The 18,378-nt window shown below is 65.7% G+C and carries 16 protein-coding genes and 1 tRNA gene; 3 read left to right on the forward strand and 14 right to left on the reverse strand.

Going from position 1 to position 18,378, the window contains the following annotated elements; genetic code table 11:
• Nucleotides 1-50 precede the first annotated feature (50 nt).
• The 6 genes from groL to HMPREF3167_RS07295 form a co-directional block, all read right to left on the reverse strand.
• Nucleotides 51-1,676: a chaperonin GroEL gene (gene groL, locus HMPREF3167_RS07270; RefSeq protein WP_062614186.1), complete on the reverse strand. Its 1,626-nt coding sequence runs from the start codon at nucleotides 1,674-1,676 to the stop codon at nucleotides 51-53.
• Nucleotides 1,677-1,948: 272 nt separating this feature from the next.
• A complete protein-coding gene (locus HMPREF3167_RS07275; RefSeq protein WP_068539098.1) occupies nucleotides 1,949-2,539 on the reverse strand; it encodes a LytR C-terminal domain-containing protein in 591 nt (196 codons plus the stop codon).
• A 106-nt stretch (nucleotides 2,540-2,645) separates the two neighbouring features.
• The gene (locus tag HMPREF3167_RS07280; RefSeq protein ID WP_068539096.1) at nucleotides 2,646-3,041 is read right to left on the reverse strand and encodes a DUF3263 domain-containing protein; all 396 of its coding nucleotides are present in this window, start codon (nucleotides 3,039-3,041) and stop codon (nucleotides 2,646-2,648) included.
• Nucleotides 3,042-3,176: 135 nt separating this feature from the next.
• Complete coding sequence (locus HMPREF3167_RS07285; protein ID WP_062614141.1) at nucleotides 3,177-4,550, reverse strand: ABC transporter permease; 1,374 nt, start codon at nucleotides 4,548-4,550, stop codon at nucleotides 3,177-3,179.
• Nucleotides 4,551-5,567 (reverse strand): COG1361 S-layer family protein, encoded by a 1,017-nt coding sequence (locus HMPREF3167_RS07290; RefSeq protein WP_068539094.1) that lies wholly within the window; start codon nucleotides 5,565-5,567, stop codon nucleotides 4,551-4,553.
• A gap of 10 nt (nucleotides 5,568-5,577) precedes the next feature.
• On the reverse strand, nucleotides 5,578-6,240 hold the full coding sequence (locus HMPREF3167_RS07295; RefSeq protein WP_210382984.1) for an ABC transporter ATP-binding protein: 663 nt from the start codon (nucleotides 6,238-6,240) through the stop codon (nucleotides 5,578-5,580).
• Nucleotides 6,241-6,391: 151 nt separating this feature from the next.
• Here HMPREF3167_RS07295 and HMPREF3167_RS07300 point away from each other — a divergent pair, with 151 nt between their 5' ends.
• Nucleotides 6,392-7,060, forward strand: a complete 669-nt coding sequence (locus HMPREF3167_RS07300) for a uracil-DNA glycosylase (RefSeq protein ID WP_062614144.1) — start codon at nucleotides 6,392-6,394, stop codon at nucleotides 7,058-7,060.
• Between the two features lie 141 nt (nucleotides 7,061-7,201).
• On the opposite strand, the gene HMPREF3167_RS07305 is transcribed toward HMPREF3167_RS07300, so the two are convergent.
• The 3 genes from HMPREF3167_RS07305 to HMPREF3167_RS07315 all read right to left on the reverse strand — a co-directional run bounded on the left by HMPREF3167_RS07305 (nucleotide 7,202) and on the right by HMPREF3167_RS07315 (nucleotide 10,165).
• Nucleotides 7,202-7,274, reverse strand: a tRNA-Thr gene (locus tag HMPREF3167_RS07305).
• A 151-nt stretch (nucleotides 7,275-7,425) separates the two neighbouring features.
• A complete protein-coding gene (locus tag HMPREF3167_RS07310) occupies nucleotides 7,426-8,253 on the reverse strand; it encodes a DsbA family protein (protein ID WP_168160843.1) in 828 nt (275 codons plus the stop codon).
• A gap of 64 nt (nucleotides 8,254-8,317) precedes the next feature.
• The gene (locus HMPREF3167_RS07315; RefSeq protein WP_083281123.1) at nucleotides 8,318-10,165 is read right to left on the reverse strand and encodes a serine/threonine protein kinase; all 1,848 of its coding nucleotides are present in this window, start codon (nucleotides 10,163-10,165) and stop codon (nucleotides 8,318-8,320) included.
• Nucleotides 10,166-10,560: 395 nt separating this feature from the next.
• On the opposite strand from HMPREF3167_RS07315, the gene HMPREF3167_RS07320 reads away from it, so the two are divergent.
• Both HMPREF3167_RS07320 and HMPREF3167_RS07325 read left to right on the forward strand, forming a co-directional pair.
• On the forward strand, nucleotides 10,561-11,742 hold the full coding sequence (locus HMPREF3167_RS07320) for an ABC transporter ATP-binding protein (protein WP_083200622.1): 1,182 nt from the start codon (nucleotides 10,561-10,563) through the stop codon (nucleotides 11,740-11,742).
• A gap of 109 nt (nucleotides 11,743-11,851) precedes the next feature.
• On the forward strand, nucleotides 11,852-13,123 hold the full coding sequence (locus tag HMPREF3167_RS07325) for a DUF4032 domain-containing protein (protein WP_062614147.1): 1,272 nt from the start codon (nucleotides 11,852-11,854) through the stop codon (nucleotides 13,121-13,123).
• Nucleotides 13,124-13,182: 59 nt separating this feature from the next.
• On the opposite strand, the gene HMPREF3167_RS07330 is transcribed toward HMPREF3167_RS07325, so the two are convergent.
• The 5 genes from HMPREF3167_RS07330 to HMPREF3167_RS07350 form a co-directional block, all read right to left on the reverse strand.
• Nucleotides 13,183-14,274, reverse strand: coding sequence for a Gfo/Idh/MocA family protein (locus tag HMPREF3167_RS07330; protein ID WP_062614148.1), 1,092 nt, complete (start codon nucleotides 14,272-14,274; stop codon nucleotides 13,183-13,185).
• 29 nt (nucleotides 14,275-14,303) lie between these two features.
• Nucleotides 14,304-14,759 carry a hypothetical protein gene (locus HMPREF3167_RS07335; protein ID WP_062614149.1) on the reverse strand — a complete coding sequence of 152 codons (456 nt, stop codon included), beginning with the start codon at nucleotides 14,757-14,759 and terminating at the stop codon, nucleotides 14,304-14,306.
• A gap of 107 nt (nucleotides 14,760-14,866) precedes the next feature.
• Nucleotides 14,867-15,499, reverse strand: a complete 633-nt coding sequence (locus HMPREF3167_RS07340) for an endonuclease domain-containing protein (protein WP_070446291.1) — start codon at nucleotides 15,497-15,499, stop codon at nucleotides 14,867-14,869.
• 536 nt (nucleotides 15,500-16,035) lie between these two features.
• Nucleotides 16,036-17,091 (reverse strand): aspartate-semialdehyde dehydrogenase, encoded by a 1,056-nt coding sequence (locus HMPREF3167_RS07345; RefSeq protein ID WP_062614151.1) that lies wholly within the window; start codon nucleotides 17,089-17,091, stop codon nucleotides 16,036-16,038.
• Entirely contained in the window at nucleotides 17,088-18,362 is a 1,275-nt protein-coding gene (locus tag HMPREF3167_RS07350; protein WP_062614152.1) for an aspartate kinase, read from the reverse strand. Before HMPREF3167_RS07350 ends, HMPREF3167_RS07345 begins: the two co-directional genes overlap by 4 nt.
• Between the last annotated feature and the right edge of the window lie 16 nt (nucleotides 18,363-18,378).

Genomic DNA, 18,378 nt, shown 5'->3' on the forward strand with positions numbered 1-18,378 from the left:
GGCCCGCCGAGTCTCCTCGGCGGGCCGCCCCCTATCCAGCTACGTGCGGCTTAGTACATGCCACCCATGCCCGCGGCGGGGTCATCATGACCAGCGCCTGCCGGCTCCGGCTTGTTCGCCACCACGGCCTCCGTGGTGAGGAACAAGCCTGCGATCGAGGCGGCGTTCTGCAGGGCAGAGCGGGTCACCTTGACCGGGTCGGCGATGCCGGCGGCGAGCAGGTCCTCGTACGTGCCGGTGGCGGCGTTGAGGCCCTGGCCCGCGGGGAGCGAGCGGACCTTCTCCGCAACGACGCCGCCCTCGAGGCCAGCGTTCTCAGCGATCTGCTTGAGCGGGGCGGCCACGGCAATCTTGACGATCTGCGCACCGGTGGCCTCGTCGCCCTCGAGCCCGAGTCCGGCCAGGACCTCGTCGCCCGCCTGGATCAGAGCAACGCCACCACCAGCGACAATGCCCTCTTCCACGGCGGCCTTCGCGTTGAGGATCGCGTCCTCGATGCGCTGCTTGCGCTCCTTGAGCTCGACCTCGGTGGCCGCGCCCGACTTGATGACGGCCACGCCGCCCGCGAGCTTGGCGAGGCGCTCCTGCAGCTTCTCGCGATCGTAATCGGAGGTGGAGTTCTCGATCTGGACCTTGATCGTGGACACGCGAGCCTTGATGTCCTCTTCGGTGCCGGCGCCGTCAACGATGGTGGTGGCATCCTTGGTCATGACGACCTTGCGCGCCTGGCCGAGCATCGAGATATCGGCGGTGTCCAGCTTGAGGCCAACGGTCTCGGAGATGACCTGGCCGCCGGTGAGGACTGCCATGTCCTGGAGCATCTCCTTGCGGCGGTCGCCGAAGCCGGGGGCCTTGACGGCGGCGGACTTGAAGGTGCCGCGGATCTTGTTGACCACGAGGGTGGCCAGGGCCTCGCCCTCGATGTCCTCAGCGATGATGGCCAGCGGCTTGCCGGTCTGCATGACCTTCTCCAGCAGCGGCAGGAGGTCCTTGACGTTCGAGATCTTCGACTCGACGAGCAGGACGTAGGCGTCCTCGAGCACGACTTCCTGGCGGTCCGCGTCGGTTACGAAGTACGGGGAGAGGTAGCCCTTGTCGAAGGACATGCCCTCGGTGAGCTCCAGCTCGGTGCCGAAGGTGTTGGACTCCTCAACGGTGACCACGCCTTCCTTGCCGACCTTGTCCAGCGCCTCGGCGATGAGCTCGCCGATCTCGGCGTCGCCCGCGGAAATACCCGCGGTAGCGGCGATCTCCTCGCGGGTCTCAACTTCCTTCGCGTCCTTGAGCAGCTGCTTGACGACGGCGTCAACCGCCAGGTCAATGCCGCGGCGCAGGGCGATCGGGTTCGCGCCGGCCACAACGTTGCGCAGGCCCTCCTTAACGAGCGCCTGGGCGAGCACGGTGGCGGTGGTGGTGCCGTCGCCAGCGACGTCGTCGGTCTTCTTCGCGACTTCCTTCACCAGCTCAGCGCCGATGCGCTCGAGCGGATCCTCCAGGTCGATCTCCTTGGCGATGGACACGCCGTCGTTGGTGATCGAGGGGGCGCCCCACTGCTTGTCGAGAACCACGTTGCGGCCCTTGGGGCCAAGCGTTGCCTTGACGGTGTTGGCGAGCAGGTCCAGGCCCCGCTCCATCCCGCGGCGCGCCTCTTCATCGAAATGAATGATCTTTGCCATGCGAACTTCCTCCACGTTAGTGGTTGTCCAGCCGACGCCCGCGACGGACGACCCGCGTGCGGCCGTTTCCTTCCCGGCCATCGGCGAGCCTCATCGGCTGCAGAATTATCACTCTCACTTCAAGAGTGCCAGTAACGATTTTGGCACTCGACGCCCGGGAGTGCAAATCTCCCCACGACCGCGCCCGGCCGTTTCACCGCCGGCTAAAAGTTGAGCGCGGCTATATCAACTTCTCGTGAGAGCGTGAGGCTCCGCATGCGCCGCCCGAGGTGCTACCTCGCGACGACGACAACCTCCGTCTGGTACTGCCCCGTCACCGCCGCATCCTCCACGACGTTCGCAAACCCAAGGGTCTCAGCTACCTTCGTCGCGGTGCCCTTATGTTCGGCGCCGCTGTAATACACGGTGGACTCGGTCGGCTCAGCCCCACCCTTGTAATCGGCCACGTTGAGGTTCGTAAACCCAGCCTCCTGCAGGATCGCCGACTGCTGCCCGGCAAAGCCCGCGGTCCCGCGGCCGTTGAGCACGAGCACCCGCTGACTCAGATTCGGCTCAGCCGCCGGCTCTTCGGTGGCGCTGGGCTCCTCCGTGGCGCTCGGCTCCTCGGTGGGCGCGGCGCTGGTCTCCGTAGCCTCCGGCTCCGTGGTCTCCTGGGCAGGCGCCGACGACGTCGTCTCCACCCGCGGCGAGTCCGACCCCGCAACCAACTTCCCAATGCCGATGCCCAGCAAGGGGGCAAGCACCAAGACCGCGACGATCCCGATGATCCACGGGCGAGCACTCGGAGGCTGGCGGTGGCCGCCGATCGTCTTGCGCTCGGCGGCGAGTCGGTCGAATTCGTCTTCAGGATATGTAGTGGCCACGGGGCAAGTTTACAGGGAATCGGCACCGAATCGAGATTCCGGGCTGTGTTTCGGCTCGCGGCCGAGCCGCCCGCGCCTCGTCGGCGCCCCCAGTCCTATCTGCGGCCTAATCGCGCCCGTCGAGCTCGAGTGCGCCCTGGCTGTCCTGCCCGCTCTGGCCACCCGCCTCGCCCTCACCGCCGGACTCACCGTCACCCAAGTCAGACCCGTCACCCACCTCGGGCCCTCCCCCGCGCGGCGCATGAGGGGCCGGCACCTCCGGCAAGTCAAGGCCGCGCTCGGTCAGGCGCGAGTCGCGCAAGCGCCGCAGCCGGTCCACAAGCGCGGGATCAGCAGTCCACACCCGCGGCTCGTCGAGCATCCGCGACAGGACCAGGTAGTACTTCGACGCCGTCATCCCCAGCTGACGCTGGATGGCCTGCTCCCGGGTAGGGGCCATCCGCCACCAACCGCGTTCGATGTCGAGGATCGAACGCTCCACCTCTGTCAGCTCGTCGTCCATGCCCACCACTCTAGCGCGCCCCTCCGACAATAATTTGTGACGCCTTTCCGACACGCGCGATAGCAAATTGCCGTCGCGGATGTCAGAAAGACGCCGCAAACAGGAAGGATTGGTGCGCCAGTCCCGGCCCAGCCGCTAGCGCTGTGCCGTCATCGCCGCCAGCGGACTGAGCCTCATGGCCCGGCGCGCGGGCACCATGCCCGACGCCATCGCGATGAAGGTCGCGCCCGCAACCGCCGCCACCGCCAGCAGCGGCGGGATCTGGGAGATGCCGCCACCTTGTTGGTCGGGCGAGGAGGCCAACGTGTTGATGACCGCCGACAGCACGTAGCTGAGCACGATCCCAATCACGCCCCCAAGGAAGCCGATCGAGGAGGATTCCACGAGGAACAGCCTCCGGATGTCCCGCATCGAGGCGCCGATTACCTTCATCACACCGATGTCGCGCTGGCGCTCATACACACTCATGAGCATCGTGTTCGCGATGCCGATCGCGGCCACAAGCATCGAGATCGCGCCGATTCCGCCGAGCGCCGCCTGGATGCGCGCCGCCGTCTTCTTCGCCTCGAGAATCCACTCGGCCTCCGAGTAAGCCCCGTAACCCGAATCGCGCAACTCCTCGGAAAGGCTGAGGGCGGCGTCGGCGTCCTTGGCCATGACGATGAACTCGTTGTAAATGAAGTTGCGCCCCGGCTTGGCGTTCGCGCTCTCCTGGCCGGGTAGCTTCTCGGTGGAGATCGACTTCTTCAGGGCCGCCACCAACGTGTCGAGGTCGGCGAAGTACGACGACGATATCATCGACCACACCTGCGGCTCCTCGTACAGCTGCCCCGAAACGGTGGCGAGGATCGGACGCGGCGGCGCGACCGACGTCGTGCCCTCACCCGAGCCCCCAGAACCCTCGCTCGAACCCTCACTCGAACCCTCGCTCGGCGCCGGTTGCGGCTCCGCCATCTCGTAGGCCATGCCGCCCTCGGTTTCCACCGTAAGGAAGTAGGTGCGGCCCTGGAGGTCGATCTCCTTCGACTCGCCAGTGCGCGGGTCCCACGACTGGTTGGCCTTGCCACCCGCAAGCAACTGCACGGTGCCGCCGTGCACGGGCGCCGCGCCCCAGGCCAGCTCATAGCCCAGCTTCTCGAAACCGTCGGACGGAATGGCGCGGATCTGGAGGTACTCCTCCATACCCGCCGCCTTCATCTTCATGTCCACGGCATACACCGGAAACACGGCCTCCACGCCCTCGAAACCGGCCAGCGACCGGGCAAGCGCGTCGTCCATCTTCGGCGCGGGCTTACCCCGCTCGGCCCGCGGCGGCGACTGCACGCTCACCTGCCGCACCGACGGACTGTTGGCGCTCACCTCGTTCTGCCGCGCCAGCCCGACACCGAGCGAAATCATCACCACCACGGCCATCGTGCCGATCACCACGCCCGTCGAGGTCAGGACGGTACGCAACGGCCGGCGTCGTAGTGACGCCACCGCCGATGCGAGGATGTCGGTAAAGCGCATTTAGATCAGGCCGTCGCTATCCAGGAGGCTCAGCGCGTCCGCCTCGTCCTCGACGTCCTTCTTCTTCCGATGACGACGCACGGCCATCACCGCCACGATCACGACGCCGATCAACACCAACGCACCAATCGCGATCGGACCCCACGGGATCGTGGACTCCTCTTCGTCGATGTCCCCGGGAGCGATGGGGCCATCCTCGGGAATCATTTCGATGACGGTGACGGGCACCTCGCGCTCGATGCTGGCCGTCTCCCCCTCGGAGTTTTCGTAAGTGAGGACGAGAGTGATGGGCCCCTCAGTGACGTCCTCGGCTCGGACGATCATGTCAACGTTCGCAGTGGAACCCGCGGCGATGTTGCCCACGTAGGCCTCCTGCCCCGTGATCGCCTGTCCCTCCTTGATGGAAGCCTTGACGTTCGAGATCGCGGACTTGCCCAGGTTGTTCACGGTGAACACGATCGAGCCCTCGCCGCCGAGGGTGAGCATCTCGGGCGTCACCTGCGGCACCGACGTCTCCACACGGGCCGGCTGGCTGACCACGACCGCCACGGTCTCAGTGGAGGTCAGGGCCGTGAAATCCGCGTCCTCATACTCGATCGTGAGGGTGAGCGGGTAGGGCCTGTCCTCAAGCGTGGGCAGGGACGTGTAGTACATGGTGACGTCCACCGACTCGCGCGGGCCGAGCTTGGCCAGGTACACCGACGCCGACCCCGAGCGCGGCAGCAACCCGCCCTCGGCCGACAGGGAGAACTTGATGTTCTGCACCCGGGCCGTAGCGGAGGTGTTGCGGACGGTGAAGACGATGTCGAAATCGCTGCCTGCCACCACGGGCTTCGGCGTGGTAGTAAAGCCCTCCACCATGAGACGCGGGGTGGACTTGCCGGTCTGGACCGGGGCGTCGGCCGTCGGCGCGTCGCCCGGCTCGGGGGCATCTGCCGTATCCGCGCTGGCGGCGGGAACGATGAGGCCTGCGAAAAGCAACGTTAGGAAGGCCAAAAGGGTGCTGAAGCGTTTCACGGGTGTCTCCTCAGTCCGTATGGTTGGTGTGCGTGATGTCTTGGATGCGGCCGTCGCCAATCGAAACGATGACGTCCGCGTAGCTGGCCAGGTGCCGATCGTGGGTGACCATGATCCACGTCTGGTGGTAGTGCGCGATGAGGCGGCGAAACAGGTCAAGCGTGGCGGCGGCGGTGTGGGAATCGAGGTTGCCGGTGGGCTCGTCCGCGAAGACAATCTCCGGGTTGGACACGAGCGCGCGCGCAATGCCGACACGCTGCTGCTCACCGCCCGACATCTGGCTCGGCTTGTGATTCAGGTGCGTGCCCAGGCCCAGCGTGGTGAGCGCCCGGGCGGCCCGCTTGCGCCGCTCCGCCTTGCCCATCCCTCGGAAAGTGAGCGGCAGGGCCACGTTGTCCAGCGCCGTCATTTCCTGCATGAGGTTGAACGACTGGAAGACGAAACCCACGTGGTCGCGGCGGAACGCGGCCAGCTCGGCCTGGCTCATCTTGTCGATCCGGCACCCGGCCACCTCCACGCTCCCCGCCGACGGCGGCTCCAGGCCCGCGAGCATGTTGAGCAGCGTGGACTTGCCCGAGCCGGACGTGCCGACCACGGCCACGAACGTACCCTTCTTAATCTCAAGGTTGACCTGGTTGAGGGCGACGACGTGCGAACGGCCTACCTTGTACAACTTTGACAGGTCGTTTGTGCGTACTGCTATTTCTTCTACCACGAACCTAGCTTCCTCGCCGGCATTATTAAGCCGATTCTATTCGAGGTGCGAGCTCCCCGATGTCCGCCGCAGGGCGGATATCAGGATGTGGGCGGTGTAGGTTAAAGGCATGAGTTTGAGCGACGTCATGGATCCCGAATGGGCCGAGGCGATGGCGCCGGTAGAGGCCAACATCCACGCGATGGGGGACTTCCTGCGCGCCGAGAACGACGCCGGGCACGGCTACCTGCCCGCCGGGAAGAACGTACTGCGCGCGTTTTCCTACCCGCTGAGCCAGGTGCGGGTTCTGATCGTGGGCCAGGACCCCTATCCCACGCCCGGACACCCCATCGGGTTGAGCTTCGCGGTGGACAGGCAGGTCAGCCCGCTCCCGAGGTCGCTGGCGAACATCTACCGAGAGCTGAGCGACGACCTCGGCATCGCTCCCGCCTCCCACGGCGACCTCACCCCGTGGTGCGAGCACGGCGTCATGCTACTCAACAGGGTGCTGAGCGTGCGGCCGGGTGCGCCGGCGTCACACCGGGGCAAAGGCTGGGAGGCAATCACCGACCACGCCATCCGCGTGCTCGCCCAGCGCGACCAGCCGCTCGTAGCGATCCTGTGGGGCCGGCAGGCCCAAGAGCTGACGCCCCTGCTTCGCACGACGCCGAGGATCACCTCCGCCCACCCCTCGCCGTTGTCCGCCACCCGGGGCTTCTTCGGCTCCAAGCCGTTCTCGCGCGCGAACGCCCTGCTCGTGGAGCAGGGCGCGGAGCCGATCGACTGGCGGCTGGAGTAAGGGACAGAGCGCGTTCGACAGGAGTCGTGAATATACCGGCTGCCGGTTGCTATTTTGGCCTGGTGGGCCTCAGGTTCACGACCATGGACTCGACCAGAACAGCAAAGGCCCCGGCCCTGGTGGGTTCCGGAGCCTTGGGAGAGCCCCCTGTCAGACTCGAACTGACGACCTTCGCTTTACAAGAGCGGCGCTCTACCAACTGAGCTAAGGAGGCACCTGGCACGGGCCAGACGATCCCAGTGTGCCAGATACCCGCGACCATTGACAAAGCAAGCATGCGGGGATGCGGCGGGGCCGCGGGGATGCTTCCCCGCGGCCCCGCACCGGCTTCCCGGCGTCAGATTCACTTCACGCTGGCGCCAGGCTTACTTCGCGCCGGCGTCGATCGCGGACTGGATCACCGAGTCGACGTCGCCCTCCGCCAGCCAGGAATCGTCCACCACGCCGTTGACCTCGAGGGTGGGCGTGGCGGTGTAGCCCTTCTCGCGGAAGGAGTCGGTGGCCGCAACGGCCACAGCCTTCCAGTCGTCGGAGGCGACGGACGCGGGCAGGTCGTTGGCCACGTCGTCGGGCACGCCCACGCTCTTGGCGATGTCGGCGAACTCGGCGAGGGTGGGCGCGCTTCCGCCGCCCTTGACTGCTTCGGTGGTGCGTGCGAACAGCGCGTCGTTGTAGGCCCACGCCTGCTCGGGGGCGTATGTGGCCACGTAGAACATGGCCGCGGCGGCGTTATCGGACACCGAGTTGTTCAGGGTCGCCACCGGGTAGAGGCGCACCGAGAGCTCGCCGGCGTCGGCATGGTTGTGGTAGGTGTCGGCATAGTTGCGCTCGAGGTTGATGCAGCCCGAGCACGTGTAGTCGGAATAGACGGCGAAGACGCCCGCATCCTCGACCACCTGGCCTGCCACGCCGGCCGCATTGACGTCAATGCCGTAGTCGTCCGTGACGTTGGCGAGCGTGGCGGGGCGGACCGTGCCCTCGTAATCGCCCGTGTTTGCCTTGCCACCCTTGCCGACGATCTGCAAAATGGCGAAGACCACAAGCGCGACCGCGAGCACGATTCCACCAATCATGAGCGCCTTATTGCGGCGTGCCCGCTTAGCTTCCTGCTCCCGTAGGATCCGCGCTCGCTCGCGGGCCATGTCACGCCGTTCCTTCTTCGTCACGCTCTGTGCGCTATTCTTCGTTGCCATTGTTCCTCTTTCGAACATTTCCGCGGTCAACCATGCGTTGCGACGCATCATCACTCATTGAACTCTAAACTATCTGGAGATGGGCCTGGCTGACAACTACGCCCGCAGCGAGCGCAACTAATAGCGTAGTCGCAATCCAGAAAAGTCGGTATCCCGCGGTTGGCGCGATGCCCTCCATGAGGTACCTCACGCCTTCGCGCCCGTTTTCGTTCGGCGCGATGAACCACGCAACGACGACGCCCACGTACACCCCCACCGCCTGGCCGCTCGCGGGTGGCAACGCGCCGAGGAAGTCGAGGAACAACCAGGTCAGCCACCCGACGCCGGCGCCCACACCCACCGACACCACCGACCTGGCCACCGCGCCGATAAGCGTGAGCGGCGAGCGCAACACCGCGCCCATGACGTCGTTCTGGTACGGCCCGCCGTTGCGCATCCGCCGCTCACGCAGGTCGCTCTGCGCGCCCCCGAGCCACGACAGTGCCACGATGAGCGCCGCCATCACCGCCGCCGACGTCACCGGCCACACCAGCGCAAACAGCCCGACGACGATCGACGCCACCCACACCTGCAACCGCGCCTTGCGCGGCGGCACCGCCCAGGCGGGGAGCTGGCCCGCCGGGTACCCGTAGCCATAGCCGTAGCCCACCGCGCCTGGCAGCTGGACGGGTGGCGCTGGCTCTGGTTCCAACATTCTCTCGAACACCGAGGTTCGGGCGGGTGAGGGGTCGGGCCCCTCACCCGCCCCCGTTCCCGGAGTCGGATCAGCCACCGGCAGCGGGGCCGTGGCATCGACCGGCGGCTGTGCCGCCGAATACCCACCGGGGTAAGAGGAGGATCCGGCGCCTACGATCGGGCGGGTCGCATCCCCGCCACCCGCGCGGCCCGCACCAGCACCGCCCGGCCCCGCCGGGCCGTAGGCCACCGTATCGCCCGCGGTCTCATCGCCCGCCGACATCGGGGCGAACGCCGGCGCCACGGGCGGCTCGTACGACGGGGCCGCGCTCACTCCGGCCTCGCCGCCCTCACCGGTCCAGCCCTCGCCGCCCTCACCGGTCCAGCCCTGGCCAGCCCCGCCAAACTCGCCGGGCCACGGGTGCAGGGCAGTGCGCGCCACGTCACCGAAGCTCGCCCCGCCCAACACATCCATGAGCTGGGCAAACGTAATGCGCTCCTCCCGGCGCGGGGCCAGTGCCGCCCGGAACGCCCGCTCCACCTCCGGCGCGAGCCCCGGCAAATCCGCCTCCCCCACGACCACCCGGTGCATCACCGCCGGCGAGTTCCCCACGCCAAACGGCGCCTGCCCCGTGGCCGCGAACGCGAGGACCGCGGCGAGTGCCCACCAGTCGGCGTCCGCATCAGGGTCTCCCCCGCGCACCACCACGGGGTCACAAAAACCGGGTGTGTGGGTGAGAGCACCGGTCTGGGTCATGCGCAGGTCATCTCCCAGTTGCGCGATCCCAAAATCAATGAGCACGGGCCCTTCCTCGCCCATCATCACGTTCGACGGCTTAAGGTCCCGATGTAGCACCCCCTGGTCGTGGATCGACTCCAGCGCAGCCGCGAGCTCCTGACCCAGCTCCACCAGGTCCGCCCCCTCGTAGCGCCCCGAATCGCGCACGTCCTGATCCAACGTAGGCCCGTCGATCAGCTCCGTGACAAGGAAAATCTCCTCCTCGTCCGTCTCCGCATCCAGGATCTGCGCCACGTACTTCCCCCGCACGCGCTGCAGCATCGCCACCTCGCGCCGCAGCCGCTCCCGCGAGCGCGGGTCCGCCGCCAACTCCGGATGCAGCAGCTTGAGGGCGACATCCCGCCCGTCAGCGTCCACCGCCTGATACACGAACGACATCCCACCCGAACCGATCCTCTTCACGATCCGGTAGCCGCCGATCATCGCCCGTTGCCTCATGCCACCCTCCTTTCTGTCTTGCCACGACGCCGTCCGCCCCAGCCACGACACCAGCCACGCCGTCACGACGCTGCCCGCCCCAGCCGCGCGTCGTGCACGCCGCCACGCACGTCGCCGCGATCGACGCGAGCCGCGCGACCGTCGTCGCTCATTCTTGCAAGCGCCTCCGACAATCCCGACGCCCGCCCGGGCAAAACCGCGCAAACACGCCGCTTGCCAGGGATCCACCCCGCAATTGTCTTACAAATACGTCACAGTCGTATCCTACCGCGGGCCACCTGTGGCACAATCTAAGGGATGCCAACACGGACGTCGGCATCGTGTCAGAGTTGACACTGACACCTTTCACTACGGATCGTCCGGCACGTACCTGCCGGTGAAGGGAACCATGAACCATGGCGACTGTTACATTTGATAACGCTACCCGCGTCTACCCTGGAGCAACCACCCCGGCCGTCGATGCACTCAACCTTGAGATCAAGGACGGCGAATTCCTCGTCCTCGTCGGCCCCTCCGGATGCGGAAAGTCCACCTCGCTACGCATGCTCGCTGGCCTCGAAGACGTCAACTCCGGCCGCATCTTCATTGGTGACCGCGACGTCACCGACGTCTCCCCCAAGGACCGCGACATCGCGATGGTGTTCCAGAACTACGCCCTCTACCCGCACATGACCGTGGCCGACAACATGGGCTTCGCGCTCAAGATCGCTGGCGAAGATAAGGACGTCATCCGCCAGCGCGTGGAGGAAGCCGCCAAGATCCTCGACCTCACCCAATACCTCGACCGCAAGCCGAAGGCCCTCTCCGGCGGCCAGCGCCAGCGCGTCGCCATGGGCCGCGCCATCGTCCGCAAGCCGCAGGTCTTCCTCATGGACGAGCCGCTGTCGAACCTCGACGCCAAGCTCCGCGTCCAGACCCGCACCCAGATCGCCTCGCTCCAGCGCTCGCTCGGCGTCACCACCGTGTACGTGACCCACGACCAGACCGAGGCCCTCACCATGGGCGACCGCATCGCGGTCCTCAAGGACGGCCTCCTCCAGCAGGTCGCCTCCCCCGCCGAAATGTTCTCCCGCCCGGCCAACGCCTTCGTCGCCGGCTTCATCGGCTCCCCCGCCATGAACCTCGGCACCTGGCGCATCGACGGGAACGACGCCGTCTTCGGCGACGCCCGCTTCGCCCTCCCGGCCGACGTGCTCGCCGCCGCCCGCCCGGACGGCTCCCTCACGGTCGGCCTGCGCCCCGAGGCGCTCGAAGTCGCCGGCGCTGGCGAGGGTGGCATCCCGGTGAAGGTCACCTTCGTCGAATCCCTCGGCTCGGACGCCTACGTCTACGGCACGATCGTCGGCGCGGAGCGCGAAAACACCAACTTCGGCTCCGGCGACCAGTCCGAGACCATGGTCGTGCGCATCGAGCCGTACGTCGTTCCCAAGGCGGGCGACGTCGTCTACCTCAAGCCCAAGGCCGAGCACACCCACTACTTCTCGACCTCCACGGGCGAGCGCATCGACAGCTCGATGCACAAGCCCTCGATGAGGAACGTGGACAACGACGCCGCCGAAGTCCACATCGAGGACTAATCGCAGTAGCTGAGTGAACGACGCCGGGGCTCGGGTTTCGACCGGGCTCCGGCGTCATTCGCGCGTGCGGTAGCATTGATTCGGCACGCCGAGGAAGTGGGGGAACAAAGTGATCAAGTCGCTGCAGATCACGTCAGCGCAGGTGGAACCGGCGCTCCTTGACCTGCCGTGGAACGTGCCCCTCGAACAGTGGCCCACCTCCATCATCGCCGCCCTCCCCCGCGGTATCTCCCGGCACATCGTGCGATTCGCCTACCTAGAGGGCAAGGTCGTGGCCGTGAAGGAAATCGGCGAAACCGTAGCCCACCACGAATACGAGACGCTTCGCGACCTCAACCGGATCGACGCTCCCTGCGTGGAACCCATCGCCGTCATCACCGGCCGCTTCGACGCCGCGGGCGAACCCCTCAACGCCGCCCTCGTCACCCAACACCTGCCCTTCTCCCTGCCCTACCGTTCCCTGTTCGGCCAGGCCTCCATGCGAATCGACACCGTCAGCCGCCTCATCGACGCGCTCGCCGTGCTCATGGTCCGCCTCCACCTCCTCGGCTTCTACTGGGGAGATGTGTCGCTCTCTAACGCACTCTTCCGGCGCGACGCCGGGGAATTCTCCGCCTACCTCGTGGACGCCGAAACCGGCGAACTCGAAGACAACCTCTCCGAGAAGAAGCGAAACTACGACATCGACGTCGCCCGCGTCAACATCATTGGCGAACTCATGGACCTCCAAGCCGGCTCCATCCTCGACCCCGAATTCGACGCCATCGCCGTCGGCAACCGCTTCGAAGAACGCTACCTCGAACTGTGGGACGAACTCACCAGCGAAGAATCCTTCGACCGCTCCGAGCGCTGGCGCGTGGACGCCCGCATCCGCCGCCTCAACGACCTCGGCTTCGAAGTGGGTGAGCTCGCCATGTCCACCGACATCGACGGCACCTCCATCTCCATCCAACCCAAAGTGGTGGACCTCGGCCACTACTCGCGCAAACTCATGCGCCTCACCGGGCTCGACGTGGAAGAAAAGCAGGCGCGCCGCCTGGTTAACGACATGGAGTCTTACCGCACCTACACCGGCAAATCCGACTACCCGCTCGAGATCGTCGCCCACGAATGGATGACCAACGTCTACGAGCCCACCGTCCAAGCTGTCCCACCCGAGCTACGCACCAAGCTGCAGCCCGCCCAGCTCTTCCACGAAATTCTCGAACACCGCTGGTTCATGTCCGAACGCCAAAACCGCGACGTGCCCATGCGCGAGGCCGTCAACTCCTACGTCCACGAAGTCCTCACCCACCGCCGCGACGAATCGCAATTCATCGGGCGCGACGCCGACGGGCCCGCCACCGAGGAATTCGATGTCGGGACGATCTTCGGGGACTAGGGGCGGGGCTCGCGGCTAGCCCGCGGCTCCGCCGCGGGCCCAACCGGCCAACGTCAGACTTAACCCGTGATCTCCGAGATCGCCACAGTGCGGTTCTCCTTGAGGGACAGCGTGCAGGCGTCCGCTGTTGCGATCGACTCCATCGCCGCCGTGCCATCGGACAGCTTCGCAAACTCCTCTGCCACCGGCTCACCCTGCATGAGCCCATGGAAGTAGGTCATCTCCTCCTCCACAATCCCCGACAGCCACAACGGCAACTCCATGTCCGGGTGACCAAACTGCACCCCACCATCCGTACCGGTCAAGCCCGCGTAAATCTCCGCGCGCTGGCGATCCTCCTCCTCGGTGCGATGCAGAAGGTAGCGGCGCTCGTCGTCGTCGACCCGGACCGTCACCCCCACATCCTGGAGGTCAATCTTGATCGCACCCTTCTCCGCCTGAATCAGCAAGTAATGCTCCGGCCAGCGGAAGGCCGAGCCATACTCGAGGGTGGCGAAGGCGCCGTCGAACTGGAGCTGGATGAGGAGCATGTCGTCGACGTCGTCCTCGCTGTGTGCCACGTTCCCGCCGATCATCGTGGCAAAGCGCGCCGGGCCAAGGATCGACTGCACGCAGTCGAGCTCGTGGACGTGATGATACAGGTGGCCGCCCGACAGCTCGCGGACCTTCTTCCATGTCGCAACCGGCTGCACGGACTCCCAGCCCGTGCGCGTAGAGCGGATGTGCAAGACCCGGCCCAGCTCGCCCGACGCGATCAGGCGCTTGGCTAGGCGCACCCCATTCATGAAATTCATGACGTGGCCGGCCATGAAGAAGACGCCAGCTTCGCGGGCCGCGTCTACCATTGCGGCGCAATCGGCGTAGCTCAACGCGATCGGCTTCTCAGCGAAGATCGCCTTACCCGCGCGGGCAGCTGCCAGGGTTGGCTCCACGTGCATGGAATTCGGGGAGGCAACGATCACGGCGTCGACCCGCGGGTCGCGCACCAGGGCCTCCATCGAGTCAAAGACCTCCGCGCCAAACTCGGCGGCAGGGCGGGCGGCGTTCACCGGGTCGTACACGCCGAGCACGTTCGCGCCCTCCAGGCGATGTAACGCGCGGCCGAGCTCCGCGCCGAAGTAGCCGGTTCCGACGATTCCGTAGTTAACCATGGGATGTCCTTTCATTCGTGGAGGTAGGCTCAAGCACGCTTGCGGCCGCGTTGGTTCTGGCGCCGCTCGAACTTCTCAGCGCGGGCAATGAGGGTGGGCAGGCTGTAGTAGCGCACGTCGACCTTGATGAGCGTGCCCCTCGTGTCGAGCAGGTGGAGGTAGTTGCGCGGCTCGTTGAGGAAGCGGACCTCGGCCAAGTCCGCGTAGGCGATGCGCTTTGGTGCGGCCGGCCACTCGCGCAACTCGAAAAAGTCCGGGGCGTCAACTGCATAGTTGAGCCTGAGGCCGATCGCCTGCCTGGCCAGCACGCCAAGTAGCAGGATCGCCGCCAGGAACATCGCCGCCTGCGGGATCCCCTGCGAGCGCAACCCCGCCACCACCATGAGCGGCACGAACACGATCGTGATCGAGGCGATGACCGCTACCATCTTGCGATAGCGCAGGCCGGGGGTCTGTTTGCGCGCGGGGTCGAGGCGCTGGTTCATGGTCGTCCTTGACGTCGGGATTGGGCTCGTGTCCCATCGTATACCACCGCCCGCCCGTCAAATCTCAGGACTCTGAGCGCAAAACCCCGGGATTCCGCAATGAAAAGCTACAGGGTCCTGATTCTTGACGGAGACGGGCGGCGCAAGTAGCGGCGCTGCTTGAGAATCGCAATCAGATGCTTTTGAGTGTTTTCCCAGTCGTACCAGATCTGCTGGTAACTCAGCCGCGTGACCTCATAGCCCAGTGAACGGAACAAGAGATCGCGGTGGCGATCGTTCTCAAATTCAACGCGCCCCATGTGGTGCGCCACGGAATCGCACTCAAGGATCCACGATTCCCCGATCAACATGTCGGCGAATCGCCCCGCGATCGGGGAGAACTGCTGAACAACCTTCACACCCCGCTTGCGCATGAAGTGAGCAACGCGAGTCTCGCTACCGGACTGTGACCCAAATGCGGCACAACCGAGTTTCCGTGCTCTGCTTTCCGGAATTCTCTCCAACATCATCTGGATCCCAGACATCGTCATCATGCCTAGATTCAGCGCTGATTCCATCACCACCAGGGCAGTCTCCGAATCATGGAACCGTGCAACCTGCTCAACGGCATCCTCAGCGGCGACAACCAACTGCCGCTTGTCGCCTGCAGCACGGTGCACCTGCACAACAGTTCGGCTATTGCCAAGACCTGACACGGCTTGTTTGATCTTGCTGGCCGACTCCCAGTGATTCGCGACCACGTGAAGAGTCGGCCCTGGCTCCGGCGGAATCCAAAGTCCGTGCAACTTTGCAGCCGAAAGGCATCCAAGCCGAGTGTGACTCGACGCGGCTATCGCAACGGATTCTTCCGCTCCTCTCCACGCATACCAACCGTGACTCAGATGTCGGAGCTCACCCGCAGAAACGAGCTCAGCTATGCCGTTGCCGTCTAAGCCTTGCAATTCGAGCTCTGCACGAGACACAACACCATGGAACATGACACCAGCATGACAAGAACTCCGCGCAGCTGTTTTCCGATGCTCCCCGAAAATGGGGTTCCCACTCCACGAACGTTGTCTGTGGAAAAGATCCTTGGCCGCCTCACCCCAAACACCCGACAAACCGGACATCCGGCATAGCGCACAGCGTCAAGATCTCAAGATTCCCGTCAAATCTCAGGACTCTGAGCGCAAAACCCCGGGATTGCGCAATGAAAAGCTACAGGGTCCTGATATTTGACACCCGTGGCACAGCAGTGGGCCCCGGGAAACCCCGGGGCCCACAACCCGGCCACGTTCTACCCGCGCAGCTCCTGGATCACCAGCTCCGCGATCTGGATCGTGTTGAGTGCCGCGCCCTTGCGCAGGTTGTCGCCCACCACGAAGAAGGACAGCCCCTTCGCCGGGTCATCCGCAGCGAAGTTCTGCCGCACACGGCCCACGTAGCACGCATCCTCGCCGGCGCACTCGAGCGGGGTGGGCACCTCGACGTACTGCACGCCCGGCGCATCCTTCAGCAGCTCGATCGCACGCTCCACGGAGATCTCGCGCTCAAACTGCGCCGACACCGCCATCGAGTGACCCGTGAACACCGGCACGCGCACGCACGTGCCCGCCACCTTCAGCTCCGGCAGACCGAGGATCTTGCGCGACTCGTTGCGTAGCTTCTGCTCCTCATCGGTCTCGAACGTGCCGTCATCCACGATCGCCCCGGCCATCGGCACCACGTTGAACGCGATCGGCGCAACATACGGCGTGGTGTCCGCGGGGTGAGCAATCGCATAGCCGTCCGTGGCCAGCCCCTTGAGTGCCTCGCCCTCCTCCACGCCGGCCCGGGCCTGGTTCGCCAGCGCGTTCACGCCCGCGAGCCCCGAACCCGACACGGCCTGGTACGAGTTGACCACCATGTTCGTCAGCCCTGCCTCATCGGCCAGCACCTTCACCACGGGCATGATCGCCATCGTGGTGCAGTTCGGGTTCGCGATGATCCCCTTCGGCCGGTTCACGATCGCCTCCGGATTGACCTCGGTCACCACCAGCGGAACGTCCGGATCCTTGCGCCACGCCGAGGAATTATCCACGACGACCGCGCCCGCCGCTACGAACTTCGGCGCGTACTCGAGGGAGACCGCACCACCGGCGGAAAACACGGCAACATCAATCCCGGAATAATCCGCGGTGGCAACGTCCTCCACCACCACATCCTGCCCCCGGAACTGGAGCACAGTGCCAGCCGAGCGTGCGGAAGAGAAGAAGCGGACGGCGTCGACGTCCACCTCCCTCTCCTCGAGGATGGTGCGCATGACGTGGCCAACCTGGCCGGTGGCGCCTACAACTGCGAGGGTGATGCTCATCGTCCCGTACCTCCATAAACAATTGCTTCATCTTCGGCATCCAGGTCGAATGCCTTGTGGACAACCCTGACGGCCTCGGGCACGTCGGCGGCGGCGAGGACCGTGGAAATCCGGATCTCGGATGTGGAAATCATGTCAATGTTGATGCCGGCTTCGGCGAGCGCAGCGAAGAACTTCGCGGTGACACCCGGGTGGGAGCGCATGCCCGTGCCGATGAGTGACAGGATGCCGACGCCGTCGTCCTTAATGATCTCAGCGAAGCCGAGCTCCTCGCGGGCCCGCTCGAGCGCGAACACGGCGCGCTTGATTTCGGGTACCGGCAACGTGAACGAGATCGTGGCCTGGCCTGGCTGGTTGACGGGCACGTTTTGGACGATCATGTCGATAGAGGAGCCGGCGTCGGCAACCACTTGGAAGATGCGCGCGGCGGCGCCGGGTTCGTCGGGCACGCGCGTGACCGTGATCTTCGCCTGCGACGTGTCGTGGCTGATGCCGGAGATGATGGGGGCTTCGTTGTCGCCGTCCCAGCGGCTGCGGGTGGACTCGTTCACGATCCACGTTCCTTCCTTGTTGGAAAACGATGAGCGAACATGCAGGGGCACGTCGAACCGGCGGGCGTATTCGACGGCACGCAGATGGAGAATCTTGGTGCCGTGTGCCGCCATTTCGAGGGTTTCTTCGTAAGTGAGGGCAGCGATGTGGCGGGCGGATTTGCAGATGCGGGGGTCGGCGGTGAGGACGCCGTCGACATCGGAGTAGATCTCGCACACGTCCGCCCGGAGCGCCGCCGCGAAGGCAACCGCGGTGGTGTCGGAGCCGCCGCGGCCGAGGGTGGTGACGTCGTTGTGCCGGTTCACGCCCTGGAAGCCGGCGATGATCGCGATTTCGTTGTTTTTTAGGACACGGCCGATGCGTTCGGGCACGACGCCGACGATCGACGCCGCGCCGTAGACCGTGTCGGTGTGAAGGCCGGCCTGCTGGCCAGTGAAGGCGTGGGCGGGGACGCCGAGGTCGGTGACAGCCATCGCGAGGAGCGCCATGGAGATGCGCTCACCGGCGGAGAGCAGCACGTCCATTTCGCGTGCGGTGGGTTCGGTGGTGACGGCGGCGGCGAGGTCGATGAGGTCGTCGGTGGTGTCGCCCATGGCGGAGACCACGACCACAACCCGGTTACCCGCCTTGTGGGTGTCCACGATGCGCCGGGCGACGCGCTTGATGCCATCGGCATCAGCAACTGACGAGCCGCCGAACTTTTGCACTATAAGAGCCACGTCTACTCCTTTCGGT

Source organism: Trueperella sp. HMSC08B05 (assembly GCF_001808405.1).
GTDB classification, from domain to species: Bacteria; Actinomycetota; Actinomycetes; order Actinomycetales; family Actinomycetaceae; genus Trueperella; species Trueperella bernardiae.

Coding starts and splice junctions, on each gene's coding strand:
- groL (WP_062614186.1), bottom strand. CDS start 1,676: ATGGCAAAGATCATTCATTTCGATGAAGAGGCGCGCCGCGGGATGGAG.
- HMPREF3167_RS07280 (WP_068539096.1), bottom strand. CDS start 3,041: ATGGACGACGAGCTGACAGAGGTGGAGCGTTCGATCCTCGACATCGAA.
- HMPREF3167_RS07285 (WP_062614141.1), bottom strand. CDS start 4,550: ATGCGCTTTACCGACATCCTCGCATCGGCGGTGGCGTCACTACGACGC.
- HMPREF3167_RS07300 (WP_062614144.1), top strand. CDS start 6,392: ATGAGTTTGAGCGACGTCATGGATCCCGAATGGGCCGAGGCGATGGCG.
- HMPREF3167_RS07310 (WP_168160843.1), bottom strand. CDS start 8,253: ATGGCAACGAAGAATAGCGCACAGAGCGTGACGAAGAAGGAACGGCGT.
- HMPREF3167_RS07315 (WP_083281123.1), bottom strand. CDS start 10,165: ATGAGGCAACGGGCGATGATCGGCGGCTACCGGATCGTGAAGAGGATC.
- HMPREF3167_RS07320 (WP_083200622.1), top strand. CDS start 10,561: ATGGCGACTGTTACATTTGATAACGCTACCCGCGTCTACCCTGGAGCA.
- HMPREF3167_RS07330 (WP_062614148.1), bottom strand. CDS start 14,274: ATGGTTAACTACGGAATCGTCGGAACCGGCTACTTCGGCGCGGAGCTC.
- HMPREF3167_RS07335 (WP_062614149.1), bottom strand. CDS start 14,759: ATGAACCAGCGCCTCGACCCCGCGCGCAAACAGACCCCCGGCCTGCGC.
- HMPREF3167_RS07345 (WP_062614151.1), bottom strand. CDS start 17,091: ATGAGCATCACCCTCGCAGTTGTAGGCGCCACCGGCCAGGTTGGCCAC.